This is a genomic window from Arthrobacter sp. B0427-1-12 (assembly GCF_059092905.1).
On sequence record NZ_JBNHIC010000018.1, the window covers coordinates 68,430 to 81,702 of the forward strand.

Genomic DNA, 13,273 nt, shown 5'->3' on the forward strand with positions numbered 1-13,273 from the left:
AACTTACCTGAGTAGCTGCGCGGGTGCGGCAGAGATGACGACGGCGGCCCCCCGCCGCAGGTGCGCAGGGAACCTGGGCGGGGCCGCCGGGAGAGCCTAGTGGAAGAAGTGGCGGGCGCCGGTGAAGTACATCGTGATGCCGGCTTCCTTCGCCGCCGCGATGACTTCCTCGTCCCGGACCGAACCGCCGGGCTGGACGACGGCGCGCACGCCGGCGTCGATCAGGATCTGCAGGCCGTCCGCGAACGGGAAGAACGCATCCGAGGCGGCAACCGAGCCGCGGGAGCGCTCGTAGCTCTGGCCGTCGGCATCCGCCGGGCCCAGGGAGTTGGCGCGTTCGACCGCCAGCTTGCAGGAGTCCACGCGGTTCACCTGGCCCATCCCGACACCGACGGCGGCACCGTTGTGCGCCAGCAGGATCGCGTTGGACTTGGCGGCCCGCACGGCCCTCCAGGCAAAGGCGAGGTCCTTGAGCGTGTGCTCGTCTGCGGCGTGGCCCGCGGCCAGGGTCCAGTTCGCCGGGTCGTCGCCGTCAGCCTGGATGGTGTCCGCCATCTGCACCAGCATGCCGCCGGAGACCTGCCGGATTTCGGCCGGATCGCGGCGGTAGCCCTCGGGCAGGGCGAGCAGGCGGATGTTCTTCTTGGCGGACAGGAGCTCCACGGCCTCCGGCTCGAAGTCCGGGGCGATGACAACCTCGGTGAAGATGTCCTTGACTATGTTCGCCATGCCGGCGGTGACGGTGCGGTTGGCCGCGATCACGCCGCCGAACGCGGAGAGCGGATCGCAGGCGTGGGCCTTGGCGTGGGCGTCGGCGATCGGGTCCGTGGCATGGGGGGTCGCCACCGCGACGCCGCACGGGTTGGCGTGCTTGATGATGGCGACGGCGGGCTCGTCGAAGTCGAAGGCCGCGCGCAGCGCCGCGTCCGCGTCGACGTAGTTGTTGTAGGACATGGCCTTGCCGTGCAGCTGGTCCGCCTGGGCGATGCCCGGGGTGGCGGCCTTGTCCACGTACATGGCCGCTTCCTGGTGCGGGTTCTCGCCGTAGCGAAGCACTTCGGAGCGCTCCAGCGCCAGGCCGGCGTAGGCCGGCCAGGTGTTCCCTTCCTCGGTGCCGTCGCCGAACTGGGCGGCGGTCCAGGAGGCCACGGCGGTGTCATAGGCGGCGGTGTGGGCGAACGCATCGGCGGCCAGCCGGCGTCGTGCATTGAGGTCGAAGCCGCCCTCGGCGGCCGCGGTGACCACCTCGCTGTAGCGGGCCGGATCGACGACGACGGCGACACTCGGGTGGTTCTTCGCGGCCGCGCGGACCATCGAGGGCCCGCCGATGTCGATCTGTTCGACGACGGCATCCTGGTCCGCGCCGGACCTGACCGTCTCCACGAACGGGTACAGGTTCACGACCACCAGGTCGAAGGGCTCAACGCCGAGCTCGGCCAGCTGGGCGACGTGGTCGTCGAGGCGGCGGTCCGCGAGGATGCCGGCGTGGACGCGCGGATGCAGGGTCTTGACCCGCCCGTCCAGGCACTCCGGGAAGCCGGTGAGCTCGGAAACCTCGGTCACCGGGACGTTGGCCGCGGCGATGGTCTTGGCGGTGGAGCCGGTGGACACGATCGTGACGCCCGCGGCATGCAGACCCTGAGCCAGCTCCTCCAGACCGGTCTTGTCGTAGACCGAGATCAGGGCCCGGCGGATGGGAACACGGTCAAGCTGCTTCATGCTCACGCAAATCTCCAAAGTTATTGGTCAACGTCTTCAAATTCCCTTCAGTCTATTCCACCGCTTTCGGGGACAGTCTGCGTCACACATGGGAACAAAGTGATAGCTGGGGATAAAGTTATTCCTGTTCTTTGATTTACTCTCCCGGTGCCGTTTTCACCCTGGAAGGCATGTCCCTTGATCAAGAAACCACGATTCCTCCCGCTCGTCGCGCTGAGCACCCTGGCACTGGTGGGGAGTTCGCTGGGCGCCATTGTCCCCGCCTCCGCCCAGGTTTTCAATCCCTGCGACCGGCTCAGCGCCGGCCAGGTCAAGTACTCCGGGCACGGCGCCAACCGCGTGACGTTCGCGACGGCCAGCCACCGCTGGGAGTCCAGGGCCCTGGTTACCAGCTGTGTCCGTTCCGGGGACCGCTACGTCCAGGAGTGGCAGGTCAACGGGTATGTCGGCGGCAGCGGCTTCAAGGCCCCCGGGGTGCCCAGCGGCCACACGATGAACCTCTACTCCCCTACCGGGTCCTTTACCGTTCATGACGCCTTCGGCCTGCAGAACCCAGGCACGGCGTTGAGCTACCGGACGCTCAATCCGAACTCCCGCTGGGGCGGCCGGATCGGCCCGGAGTACAACCGGTACCTGGAGTACCCGGAACTCGCCCGCTGGCCGGACGAGAACCTGTGGTACCTGGCTACCCGGCCGGAAGGCGACTACCGGCAGGCCGTGGTCATTGACTACAACCGCGGCCCCGGTGTGCCCATCCAGCAGGGCGACGGTTTCGCTATCTTCCTGCATGCCAATCCCGTACCCACTGCCGGCTGCATCGCCATCCCGGAGCACATGGTCACGCGGTTCATCCAGACCGCGGTTCCGGGCGACCGGATCATCATGGGCGCGGTCGATGACATCTTCACGCCGCACTCCAACTACCCGTTCGGTGCCATCGCCAAAAAGTACGCAGCCATGGGCGGCCAGCTGGGCCCCGGCAATCCGACATCGAATGAGGTCGGTGGGCTCCGCAACGGGGGTGCGTACCAGAGCTTCCAGCGCGGCTCCATCGTCTGGTCCCCGTCCACGGGGGCCCGCTTCCTCACCGGTGCCATTCGCCAGAAATGGCAGCAGCTGGGCTCCGAGCGGGGGTCCCTGGGCTATCCGACGTCGGAGGAGGTCGCCGGACTGGCGTACGGCGGGGCCTACCAGAGCTTCGAAGGCGGGGCCGTGCTGTGGTCGCCGGCCAGTGGGGCCCACGTGGTCAGCGGCGGCATCCGTTCGGCCTGGGTCTCGCAGGGCAGCCAGAGCGGCAAACTGGGCTACCCCACCACGGACGAATACGTCATTCCCGGTGGCGTAGCGCAGGACTACCAGGGCGGCCGCATCGTCTGGTCCCCCTCCACGGGCGCGCAGATCCTCGGCGGCGCCATCGGCACCAAGTACTGGGCCATCGGCGGCCCGCGCACCGGACTGGGCTACCCGGTCGCCAAGTCCGTCGGCGGACTGGCATACGGAGGCTACCGCCAGGACTTCCAGGGCGGCACCATCGTCTGGTCGGCGGCCTCCGGCGCCTACGTCTCCTCCGGAGGCATCCACTGGGCCTGGATATCGCAGGGAGCACAGGACGGCAAGCTCGGCTACCCCCTGACTGATGAATACGCCATTCCGGGAGGCATGGCCCAGGACTACCAGGGCGGCCGCATCGTCTGGTCCCCCTCCACGGGCGCGCAGATCCTCGGCGGCGCCATCGGCACCAAGTACTGGGCCATCGGCGGCCCGCGCACGGGCCTCGGCTACCCGGTCGCCAAGTCCGTCGGCGGACTGGCCGCGGGCGGCTATGCCCAGGATTACCAGGGCGGCACCATTGTCTGGTCACCGGCGTCGGGGGCGCATCCGATCACGGGCGAAATCCGCAGTACCTGGGTAAACATGGGCGGACAGGACAGCTTCCTGGGCTACCCGACCACAGATGAAACGGCTGGCCTGGCCGGCGGCGCGCGACAGAAGTTCCAGGGCGGGGCCATCATCAAGACGCCGACGGGCGTGTTCACCTCCGGCAACGGCATGTACGGGGCCTGGGCCGGCCAGGGCTTCGAGAACGGCACACTCGGGTACCCCACGTCCGCCGAGTACACCACTGCCGACGGCGGCGTCATGCAGGACTTCCAGGGCGGAAAGATCGCCTGGTCCCCCTCGACCGGAGCACGTATCCTCACCGGCGCCATTTCGGACAAGTACCTGGCAGCAGGCGGACCGGAGAGCACGCTGGGCTACCCCGCCGGCAACGCCACCGCCACCGCCGGCGGCGGACAGTCCCAGCGGTTCCAGAACGGCGAAATCGTGTGGAACCCGGCAACGGGCGCGCAGATCGTCACGGGCGGCATCCGCTGGGCCTGGATTTCCCAGGGCAGCGAGAACGGCGAACTGGGCTACCCGACCACGGATGAGTACGTGACGGAGGACGGCGCCGCCCAGGACTTCCAGGGCGGCCGGATCACCTGGACGCCGGCGGAGGGCACCGTAGTGCAGCTCGGCGGCGCGGCGGCCGGTCCGGCTGAGACCACGCCGGCTGAGACCAAGCCGGCCGAGGCCGAAGAATCCGTGCCGGCAGAAGCAGACCGGCGGGAGCAGCAGCAGGCACCGGCAGTCCCGGCTGTCCCATCCGCGCCGAAGACGAGTGCTCCGGCAATGACGGCCCCCGCCGAGGCTCCGGCCCCGTCGGTGACGCCGACGCCGTCGGCCATTCCCGTACCGTAGCGGCAACCACAACGACGCCGGCCCCGCACCGTTATGGTGCCGGGCCGGCGTCGTACCGTTCGCGTCTAGTAGCGAAGCTTGGACAGGGACTTCGCGTAGGCCTTTTCCGCCTCTTCCTGGATCGGCACCTCCGCCGCGTACAGCACGCCGTAACCGAAGGTATCCTCACCGGCCTTGCGGGCCTCCTTGGCGGTGCTGCGCAGGAACTGCTGGAACATCTGGCTGTCCCGGTGGGCACCCAGGGCGTCCTGGACCTTCTCCGCCCGGTTCATCAGCTTCTTGAGCCGCTTACCTGAGGTGAAGTCCGGCGCGCCGGAAACGGACCTGATCGCGTAGCGCAGGCGCTTGGACTTCTTGCGGACGTCATGCAGCAGTGTCAGCTGCTCGGCTGGGTCCTCGCAGGCTTCGGCGTCGCGGGCCATCCGCATCACCCGCTTCGTCTGGCGCTGAAAGCACGCGGCCAGTTGCTTGGCCGCGCTGCCGCCGTCGCCGTCCTTGAGCGGGACGTCGGCGATGAAGTCGTCCAGCGCATCAAGGATGGCAAAGTACGCGGGCGAGTTCAGCTCCTCGAGCACCTTGTCGTGGGCCGCCCTGTATTCCCGCTCCTTGGCGCGCCGCAGCCGGTTGGCCGCCTGCTTGGGCACCAGCCCCACGGGCTGGCGGGCAACGCGCTCGGCCGCATGGTCCCGCGTCACCTCGGCGTCACGGGCCGTGCCCAGGATCCGGCCCAGCTCCTGCATCTGGGCCGCGAGCGCGTCCGCCCGCTCCGCGTCAAGCACGGGCTTGAACGTCTTGAGCATGCTCCGGATCGCCCGGGCGGAGACCCGCAGCTGGTGCACGGAGTCCTCCTCGTCCCGGCGCACCCGCGGGTCCCAGGACTTCAGCTGCGCGGCTTCGAGGCGGAAGGCCTCTGACAGGACAGCGCGTACCGACTTGCCGCTGACCGCCGGTCCTTCGGCCGGCCCGGCTTCCTCGTCCCGGCCCAGGACCCGGGCCAGCTTGGACGCCCGCTGCGCGCGGGTGGCCCCGGTATCCAGCAGGCGGTGTTCGACCTCGTCCAGCAAGGCGGCCTGAGCATCCTCCGGATCGTGGACCGTATCCAGCAGCTCCACCTCCCACTCGCGCCAGGAATGGTCCTCGCCGCTGGCAACGTTGTGCGCCTCAACTGTGTCGTCGCTGACCTCGGCCAGTTCCCGGCCCTTTGAGCCGAGGATCACCGTGACAGCACGCAGCGTTTTCATGGTCGCGACCGGCCGCAGCGCCCTGCCGCGGACATGGACCCGGACCAGTTCCTCCACCTCCGGCGGCACGCCGTCATGGTCCTTGCGCAGCGGCAGATGCACCTCCAGCCGACCCTGTTCCGCCGGAAACTTCGTGTGCCAGCCTTCGTCCTTGCCGCCGCGGCGGCTGCGCAATGTGATGCCGTGCCGCTGCAGGGTGCCGTCCTCGGTGTCGTAGTAGGCGGCGTTAAGTTCGACAACACCGCGGTCATCGATACCGGTGACGTAGGGCACACCGGCCAGACTTGGCAGCTTGGCTGCCACATCGACGTCGTACTTGCGTTCGATTTCCAGCTGTCGTGAAAGGGCCATGGCTAATTATGGGCTGTTCGCAGCTTCATTCCATAGCAGCGGCAGCGGGTCCGCCGCGGGTCTAGAGTTCGCGGGTCTAGAGTTTCAGATGAATGCATTCGCTCCGGAAGGCTCCGACAATGCCCATCAATCTTCAACTGCCCACCGGCGACCATGTGGTCCAGGAACTGCCCTGGCGATGGCGGGTGCAGGGCAAGATCTTCCTGATCGGCGGTCTGGGCTTCATGTTCGATGCCTGGGATGTTACGCTCAACGGCTTCCTCATTCCCCTGCTCTCCTCCTACTGGGACCTGACCCCCGGCCAGGCTGCGTGGATCGGCACCTCGAACCTGATCGGCATGGCCGTCGGCGCCTTCGCCTGGGGCGGCATCGCGGATCTGATCGGCCGCAAGACCGCGTTCACGCTGACGCTGCTGATCTTCTCCGTCTTCACCGTGGCGGGCGCCCTTGCACCCGAATTCATCACCTTCTGCATCTTCCGCTTCCTGGCCGGCTTCGGCCTGGGCGGGTGCATTCCGGTGGACTACGCGCTGGTCGGCGAGTTCACCCCGCGCCGGCACCGCGGCCAGGTGCTCACCGCCATGGACGGCTGGTGGCCCATCGGCGCCACCCTCTGCGGCGTGGTCTCCGCCCTGCTGATCGCCCAGTTCGGCGACTGGCGCTACCTCATGCTGGTCATGGTCCTGCCCGCGCTGCTGGTCTTCTGGGTGCGGCAGTCCGTCCCCGAATCGCCGCTGTACCTGGTGCACAAGGGCCGTACCCGGGAAGCGAAGGCGGTCATCGATTCGCTGATCCGGCAGACCGGGGCCGAGGTGGGCCCCTGGCGACTTCCCGAGCCGGCCGCCATGCCCAAGCTGTCCATCGGCGACATCACCAAGCAGGTCTCCGAGCTCTGGCGGTTCAGCTGGAAGATCACGCTGACCGCATGGGGCCTGTTCGTCAGCATCCTGCTGGTGTACTACGGCGCCCTCACCTGGATGCCGGCGATCCTGCGCGCCGCCGGGTACGGCGACACGGCTGCCTTCATGGCCACCGCGGGCATGACGGGCATGGGTCTGCTGGGCGTGATCGCGGCGGCCGCGCTGGTGGAGACCATGGGCCGCAAGTGGTTGCTGGCCATCACCGGCCCGCTGTCCGCCGCGTCGCTGGTGGTCTTTGCGCTGTTCCTCGACGCCGGCGCTCCGCTCTCCGCGCAGCTGGCCCTGCTGTTCTTCGGCTTCATCGTGCAGGTGGCCATACCCGTGCTGTACACGTACGTGTCCGAGCTCTACCCGACCGAGCTCCGCGGCAGTGGCTTCGGCTGGGCCTCAACCGTCTCCCGCGTGGGGGCCGGCCTGGTCCCGCTGATCTTCGGTTCGGTCCTGTGGCCGACCTTGGGCCTGCCTATGACGTACGTAGTCACCGGTGCGCTGGTGGTCGTCTTCGTAATCTGGATGGCCCGCTTCGCCCCGGAAACCAAGGGCGCGGAGCTGCACTGAGCCGGTTTCGTGGGTGAGCCGGTGGCTGAATGAGCGCCAGCGAGTCGAAGCCTCTTCCCGCACCTCGAAAGCCCTCGAAATCCGTTTGCCAACGACGACGGCACCGCTTTCTTGAACGTCGGCACCAGCTGAGTATCTAGCAGCCGATGCCGGCCGGGTTCTCGATGCAATCGTCAGCGTAGTTATTGCTGACCGTGCGCCAGACACTGATTGTTTGAGGAGCCGTGGAGAATTCACCGCTGCCTGGAATGGGCAGGGCCGGACCGCCGTTGACGCTGTACGTTCCCTGGAAGTAAGTGGTCAGGACAACACTGTAGTCGCCCGTCTCGGTGTAGACGTGGCTGGTGCGCGTCTCCTCACCCCAGCGTTCACGCGGCAATGGGCCGCCCCCCCAGGTATCAGGTTTCACTTATGGTGCGAGATCAGTCCTTACGGTAGCGCAGGGTTCAACAAGAGATCGAAAGTTATCCACATTTGGCGCTTCACAAATGAATCGTGACATCGGTCGGGTCCGGGACTCGACCCCGCTGGCGCTTCGCCACCGTCGCCCAGCCACCGCCGCCCAGCCACCGCCGCTCAACCAGCGGCGGCAAGCCTCTGCAGGGTCTGCACCAGGAGCTTGCGCTCCTCGACTTTGATCCGCTCGTGCAGCTCTTCCTCCGTATCCCCTTCAAGGACCGAGACCGCGGCCTGCGCCAGGATGGGGCCGGTGTCCACGCCCGAATCCACCAAGTGCACGGTCACGCCGGTGACCTTGACGCCATGCGCCATGGCATCGCGCACTCCGTGGGCGCCGGGGAAGGACGGCAGCAGCGCCGGATGCGTGTTCACGATCATGCCGGCGAAGGCGTCGACGAATTCGGTGTCGACGATGCGCATAAACCCGGCGAAGACGATCCGGTCCACGCCGTAGGAAGCCACCTTGGCCTGCAGCGCACGGTTCCATTCGGTGCGGGAGGGGAAGTCCGCCGGTGCCACCACGAACGTCTCCACCCCTGCCGCGCGGGCCCGCTCCAGGCCAAAGCATCCGGCGACATCGGATCCAACGGCCACAACCTCAGCGTCCAGCGCGTGGGTGGCCACCGCGTCGAGAATCGCCTGGAGATTGGAGCCGGAGCCGGAGACCATGACAAGAATGCGCATGGGTCAACCTTAAACGCCGGACTACCTTAGGCTTGAATCCATGCACGACGCCGGTCCCCCAGTCCCGCCCGACACCCGCCGCCCGCGGCCCACCGAGGCTGAGTTGAAGAATGCGCAGCTCTACATCCGTTGGTCCGCGGCGCTGCTCATCGGCGCTGTCCTGACCACCGGCCTCTTCCTGCCCTGGAAGCTGATTCCGGTCGCGCTGGGAGCGGCCGCCGTCGTCGTCGGCATTATGTCCCTGGTCAAGATGATCCGCGTCGGTTTGCCCGCGATGCTGCGCGTGGCGACGCTGTTCGGCATCGTCGCGGCGTTCATGCTCACCACCGTTTCCGGCCTCCAGGTCCTGGTCTGGCCGTTCACTCTGGACTACGAGCAGTGCATGAGCCGGGCACTGACCGAGCAGGCCAAGGACCAGTGCCTGACCGACTATCAGGAGCGCCTGCTCAGGTTCTCCGATGCGGTCCAGCCGTAGGTCCTATTTTGCGGAGCGCCGCTTCGGTTCACGTTCCAGCCATGGGCCCGCGGCGTAGCCGATCACGACGCCGGCAGCCACCTCGAGGGCGACGAAGGCCGCCGTGAGCAGCGGGTTGGGTCCGATCTCGGTGAGCCGGCCGATGCCCAGCGAACCGCGCGCCAGCCAGGCCAGCGCCATGGACAGCAGGCCGCAGACAGCGCCGATGAAGAGTCCCAGCACCACCGTGGAGGCAGCAGCGGTGAACCAGCGGGCGCGGATCTTGATGGCCAGCCATTCGTCGAAGTGGTTCTCCCCCTCGCGCAGGAACCACCAGCCAGCCAGGATGCCGCCGGCGACGGGCAGCAGCATGGCCAGGTACCCGAATTCCAATGTCCCCGGCGGCAGCGCACCGAGCACGGGGAAGACCGGCAGCGGCCCGACGGTGGTGCCCAGTGCGCCGATTGAGCTTCCCGTCCCGATGGCGAATCCCGCACCGGAGGCCCAGGCCAGGGTCCACACCGCGAAGTTCGGCAACAACCCCAGCTGGGCGATGGTGACCACTGACCCGCCGACGATGCCGGCGTCGAGCTTTTCATAGAGGAACACAATGTCCGCCCAGTGAATCGCCAGGTTCACGGCCAGCAGCAGTGCGGACAGTCCCACCGCCGCAATGGTTCCCACCACACCGGCGCGGACGCCGGCCCAGACGTAGGAGCCGGCCCAGCGGGAGTGCTGGCTGGTTGAGGCGATCCGGTCGGCTGCATTGACACCGATCAGCCGCGCCCACGATCCTGCTTCCCGGTAGGCGCCGACCACCAGCCCCAGGCCGGTGGAAACCAGGGGAACCAGGCCCGCAGTCCACCACTGCACCTCGACCTCGGGACTGCTGGTGATGTAGGCCGTGCCGACACCGATGGCCGCATAAACCGCCAGCGCCCCCAGCATCGCCTGCCAGAGCTGGTCCTTCTTGGACGCACGGGCCAGCCTGCGGCCGGCCCGCCAGGCCAGGAAGAACGGTATGAGCGTCAGGCCCAGCGGGATCAGGGACAGCGTGCCGTGGATCGTTTCGGCCGAACTCGTCCCGCCGGGCAGGTGCAGTTCCAGCGGCACGCCGTGGATCAGCAGCCAGGCCTGGCCCGCCAGCCGCGCCAGCGACTCGAACGAACGCTCCTGGAAGCCGCCGGTCAGCCAGACGCCGAGCAGCGGCAGCGCCACGATGAGCGCGGAGAGCACCGCGGCCTGGCCGAATTCGAAAATGCCCTGCAGCCACAGAGGCATGGGCAGGGTTCCATGCCCTTTCGGGCGTACAGAAAGTTTCATCTGTCCTATGGTGCCATTCACACGGTCCATGCGGCGGCAATGCAACGCCGGGCAGAGCGTCCGGGGCGCCTACGCGGCCAGGTCAACCAGCCCCTTGACCAGCGCGCCGGCGGCGCCGATGATCGCCAGCAGCACGACGGCGGCCCGTACGTGTTCCTCGCGGGTGCGGCGAAGCAGCTTCTCACCGAGGAAAATGCCGCCGATGACCACCGCCACGATCAGCGCCCAGTACCACCACCCGAAGCCGGGCAGCTGGCCCGGGGCCACGATCAGTTTCGTGCCAACCGTGAAGAGTCCCAGGACGATGAAGAACGGCTGCAGCGTGGCGGCGAACGGCCGCTGCGGCCAGCGGGCCAAGACCGCGTAGGCGCTTACGGCAGGACCGCCGACGCCGGCCAGGGCGTTGGTAATGCCGGAGAGGAACCCCGCCGCAGCCTTGGGGCCGTCGCCGCGCAGCACGAAGGACGTCCGCTGCAGGAACAGCGACAGCAGCAGCGCGGCGAGCACGATTGCCCCGACTCCCACGGCCAGCGGCGCCGGAGGCAGGCCGGCGCCGGCGATGGAACCGACGACGGCGGCAACGCTGGCGGGCATGGACAGCCACCAGAACATGTTCCAGTCGATGTCCCGCCAGACGCGGCCCACGATCAGGAAGTTGGCGACGACGGCGCAGATGTTGACCATGAGCACGCCCTCGTGCGGCCCCATGATCATTACCAGGAACGGGGCGATCAGCAGCGCGAAGCCCAGGCCGGCCATGCGCTGGGCTACGGCGCCGGCGAAAACCGCGATGAGGATGCTGGTCAGAAGTCCCAATGTCACCGAACCACTCTAGGCGTCCGCCCGCCGGCCCCTTGTACACGTCCCCATCCTGAGTACGCTGGCCGCAGTGGCACCTTGACAAAAATACTTGACGCTTCAACAATAAGGAGGTATTGTCAGTAGTGATTTTATTGAACCTTCAACTAATCGAGTGGCTTGCATGAAGAATCTCCTGACCCGCCTCTTTGGAAAGAAGAAGAAAATGACTGACATCACCATCATCGGCGCCGGCAACATGGCCCGCGGCATCGGAACCCGGGCTGTCGCGGCCGGCCGCTCCGTCCAGATCCTCGGCCACCAGGCCGCCGACGCGCAGAAGCTGGCCGAGGAACTCGGCTCCGGCACCAGCAGCGCCGCCGCCACCGAGGTTCCAGCCGGCCGGATCGTGGTGCTGGCCGTTCCGTTCGATGCTGCCAAGGAACTGGTCCGCAGCTACGGCGATGCGTTGAACGGCAAGACCGTCATTGACATCACCAACCCGGTCAACTTCGAAACCTTCGATTCCCTGGTCGTGGAGCCGGGCACGTCCGCGGCGGAGGAAATCGCCAAGCTGGCCCCCTCCGGCGCCTCCGTGGTGAAGGCCTTCAACACCACCTTCGCCGGAACCCTGGTCGAGGGCCATGTCGCCGGCCAGCCGCTGGACGTCTTCATCGCCGGCGACTCGGAGGAAGCCCGCAACGAGGTGGCGGACTTCGTCACCGCTGCCGGGCTGCGCCCGCTGCAGGTCGGCGGCCTGCACCACGCCCGGGAGCTGGAAGGCTTCCAGCTGCTCATGATGGCCATGCAGGCCAACCCTGCCTACGACAACTTCAACTGGGGCACGGGCCTGAAGGTCCTCGGCTAGACCCGGCCCCCCGCTGTCCCGCCGCGCCCAGCTTTAGCCGCGTGCCGCCGTCGTTCACCGGCGTGTCCGACGGCGGCACGCACCTTGACCCTCGAAAGCCGGGCCGGGCGGGACAGCAGTTCCGCTTCCACCCGCATCAATCCCCGAAGGAACCATGCCGATCTTCCCCCAGAACCCGAACCCCGCCCACCTGCGCCAGCGGAAGGCCGACGAGCTGCTGGCCGCCGGGACCGCGATGGGCGCCGTCGAACTGCTGGTCCATGACGTGGACGCAATGCTGAAGTACTACACCGAAGCGATCACCCTGGAGGTCCTGCAGCACAGCGGCAGCACCGCCGTGCTGGGCAGGCACGGGAAGACGGCCATGACCCTCAAGCAGGTCAAGGACCTGCCGCCGGCCAAGCCCGGACAGGCCGGCCTGTTCCACACCGCCATTCTGTTCGAAGACGCCGCGGCGCTGGCCGCCGCCGTGGCGCATGCGGCCACCAAGGCACCGCATTCCTTCACCGGCAGCGCCGACCACCTGTACAGCGAGGCCTTCTACTTCGACGATCCGGAGGGCAACGGCGTCGAGCTCTACACCGACCGGCCGCGGGAGACCTGGCGGCACGAGGACAACGGCCTGCTCAGCGTCGCCACGAACTTCCTGGACCCGAATGCCTACCTTCAGAATAATCTGACCCAGGAAAACCTGGCCAGGCCCACGGCGCGGGACGCCAAGCTGGGCCACGTGCACCTGCAGATCGGTGATATCGAGCACGCGCGCGCCTTCTACGTGGACACCCTGGGCTTCGGGCTGATGTCCGACGTCGGCTCCGCCCTGTTCATCTCCGCCGGCGGCTACCACCACCACATCGGCCTCAATGTCTGGAACAGTGCCGGTGCCGGTCCGCGTGCCGCAGCACTGGGCCTGGGCCAGGTGAACATCGACGTCCCCACGCTCGACGACGTCGCCGCGCTGGAGTCCCGCCTGAAGGGCCACGGGATCGCCACCCGGCATGACGGCGCCACCCTGCGCTTCGACGATCCGTGGAAGACGCTGATCCAGGTCAGCGCCGCCGCCTAGGAGACTGCTGAACAAGGGGCGATTTGAAGGGCTGGTGAGGGCGAATTGACGCTCGAACCAGCCCTTCGGCGTTTCTGGGTATGAAGGAGC

The 13,273-nt window shown here is 67.6% G+C and carries 11 protein-coding genes; 5 read left to right on the forward strand and 6 right to left on the reverse strand.

The annotated features are described in order from the left end of the window. Window positions 1–96 precede the first annotated feature (96 nt). Window positions 97–1,719 (reverse strand): bifunctional phosphoribosylaminoimidazolecarboxamide formyltransferase/IMP cyclohydrolase, encoded by a 1,623-nt coding sequence (gene purH / locus AC5RWU_RS12520; protein ID WP_494030801.1) that lies wholly within the window; start codon window positions 1,717–1,719, stop codon window positions 97–99. Between the two features lie 177 nt (window positions 1,720–1,896). Between purH and AC5RWU_RS12525 the strand changes: the two genes are divergently transcribed. Beyond that, window positions 1,897–4,461 (forward strand): hypothetical protein, encoded by a 2,565-nt coding sequence (locus AC5RWU_RS12525; protein WP_494030730.1) that lies wholly within the window; start codon window positions 1,897–1,899, stop codon window positions 4,459–4,461. A gap of 65 nt (window positions 4,462–4,526) precedes the next feature. Here the strand turns inward: AC5RWU_RS12525 and AC5RWU_RS12530 are convergent, their stop codons facing one another. Beyond that, a complete protein-coding gene (locus AC5RWU_RS12530; protein WP_494030729.1) occupies window positions 4,527–6,053 on the reverse strand; it encodes a CYTH and CHAD domain-containing protein in 1,527 nt (508 codons plus the stop codon). Window positions 6,054–6,172: 119 nt separating this feature from the next. On the opposite strand from AC5RWU_RS12530, the gene AC5RWU_RS12535 reads away from it, so the two are divergent. After that, a complete protein-coding gene (locus AC5RWU_RS12535) occupies window positions 6,173–7,531 on the forward strand; it encodes an MFS transporter (protein ID WP_494030728.1) in 1,359 nt (452 codons plus the stop codon). 136 nt (window positions 7,532–7,667) lie between these two features. On the opposite strand, the gene AC5RWU_RS12540 is transcribed toward AC5RWU_RS12535, so the two are convergent. Both AC5RWU_RS12540 and purN read right to left on the reverse strand, forming a co-directional pair. After that, window positions 7,668–7,910 carry a hypothetical protein gene (locus AC5RWU_RS12540; RefSeq protein ID WP_494030727.1) on the reverse strand — a complete coding sequence of 81 codons (243 nt, stop codon included), beginning with the start codon at window positions 7,908–7,910 and terminating at the stop codon, window positions 7,668–7,670. Between the two features lie 197 nt (window positions 7,911–8,107). Beyond that, window positions 8,108–8,674, reverse strand: a complete 567-nt coding sequence (gene purN, locus AC5RWU_RS12545; protein ID WP_494030726.1) for a phosphoribosylglycinamide formyltransferase — start codon at window positions 8,672–8,674, stop codon at window positions 8,108–8,110. Window positions 8,675–8,714: 40 nt separating this feature from the next. On the opposite strand from purN, the gene AC5RWU_RS12550 reads away from it, so the two are divergent. After that, on the forward strand, window positions 8,715–9,149 hold the full coding sequence (locus tag AC5RWU_RS12550; protein ID WP_494030725.1) for a hypothetical protein: 435 nt from the start codon (window positions 8,715–8,717) through the stop codon (window positions 9,147–9,149). Between the two features lie 3 nt (window positions 9,150–9,152). On the opposite strand, the gene AC5RWU_RS12555 is transcribed toward AC5RWU_RS12550, so the two are convergent. After that, the gene (locus AC5RWU_RS12555; RefSeq protein WP_494030724.1) at window positions 9,153–10,451 is read right to left on the reverse strand and encodes a cell division protein PerM; all 1,299 of its coding nucleotides are present in this window, start codon (window positions 10,449–10,451) and stop codon (window positions 9,153–9,155) included. Window positions 10,452–10,520: 69 nt separating this feature from the next. After that, window positions 10,521–11,273 (reverse strand): TSUP family transporter, encoded by a 753-nt coding sequence (locus AC5RWU_RS12560; protein ID WP_494030723.1) that lies wholly within the window; start codon window positions 11,271–11,273, stop codon window positions 10,521–10,523. Between the two features lie 202 nt (window positions 11,274–11,475). Between AC5RWU_RS12560 and AC5RWU_RS12565 the strand changes: the two genes are divergently transcribed. Then, window positions 11,476–12,117 carry an NADPH-dependent F420 reductase gene (locus AC5RWU_RS12565; RefSeq protein ID WP_494030722.1) on the forward strand — a complete coding sequence of 214 codons (642 nt, stop codon included), beginning with the start codon at window positions 11,476–11,478 and terminating at the stop codon, window positions 12,115–12,117. A 154-nt stretch (window positions 12,118–12,271) separates the two neighbouring features. Continuing rightward, window positions 12,272–13,183 (forward strand): VOC family protein, encoded by a 912-nt coding sequence (locus tag AC5RWU_RS12570; RefSeq protein WP_494002569.1) that lies wholly within the window; start codon window positions 12,272–12,274, stop codon window positions 13,181–13,183. Window positions 13,184–13,273 lie beyond the last annotated feature (90 nt).

Excerpts from the sequence above, each read along its gene's own strand:
- purH (WP_494030801.1), bottom strand. The coding sequence starts at position 1,719 with ATGAAGCAGCTTGACCGTGTTCCCATCCGCCGGGCCCTGATCTCGGTC.
- AC5RWU_RS12530 (WP_494030729.1), bottom strand. The coding sequence starts at position 6,053 with ATGGCCCTTTCACGACAGCTGGAAATCGAACGCAAGTACGACGTCGAT.
- AC5RWU_RS12535 (WP_494030728.1), top strand. The coding sequence starts at position 6,173 with ATGCCCATCAATCTTCAACTGCCCACCGGCGACCATGTGGTCCAGGAA.
- purN (WP_494030726.1), bottom strand. The coding sequence starts at position 8,674 with ATGCGCATTCTTGTCATGGTCTCCGGCTCCGGCTCCAATCTCCAGGCG.
- AC5RWU_RS12550 (WP_494030725.1), top strand. The coding sequence starts at position 8,715 with ATGCACGACGCCGGTCCCCCAGTCCCGCCCGACACCCGCCGCCCGCGG.
- AC5RWU_RS12555 (WP_494030724.1), bottom strand. The coding sequence starts at position 10,451 with ATGAAACTTTCTGTACGCCCGAAAGGGCATGGAACCCTGCCCATGCCT.
- AC5RWU_RS12565 (WP_494030722.1), top strand. The coding sequence starts at position 11,476 with ATGACTGACATCACCATCATCGGCGCCGGCAACATGGCCCGCGGCATC.
- AC5RWU_RS12570 (WP_494002569.1), top strand. The coding sequence starts at position 12,272 with ATGCCGATCTTCCCCCAGAACCCGAACCCCGCCCACCTGCGCCAGCGG.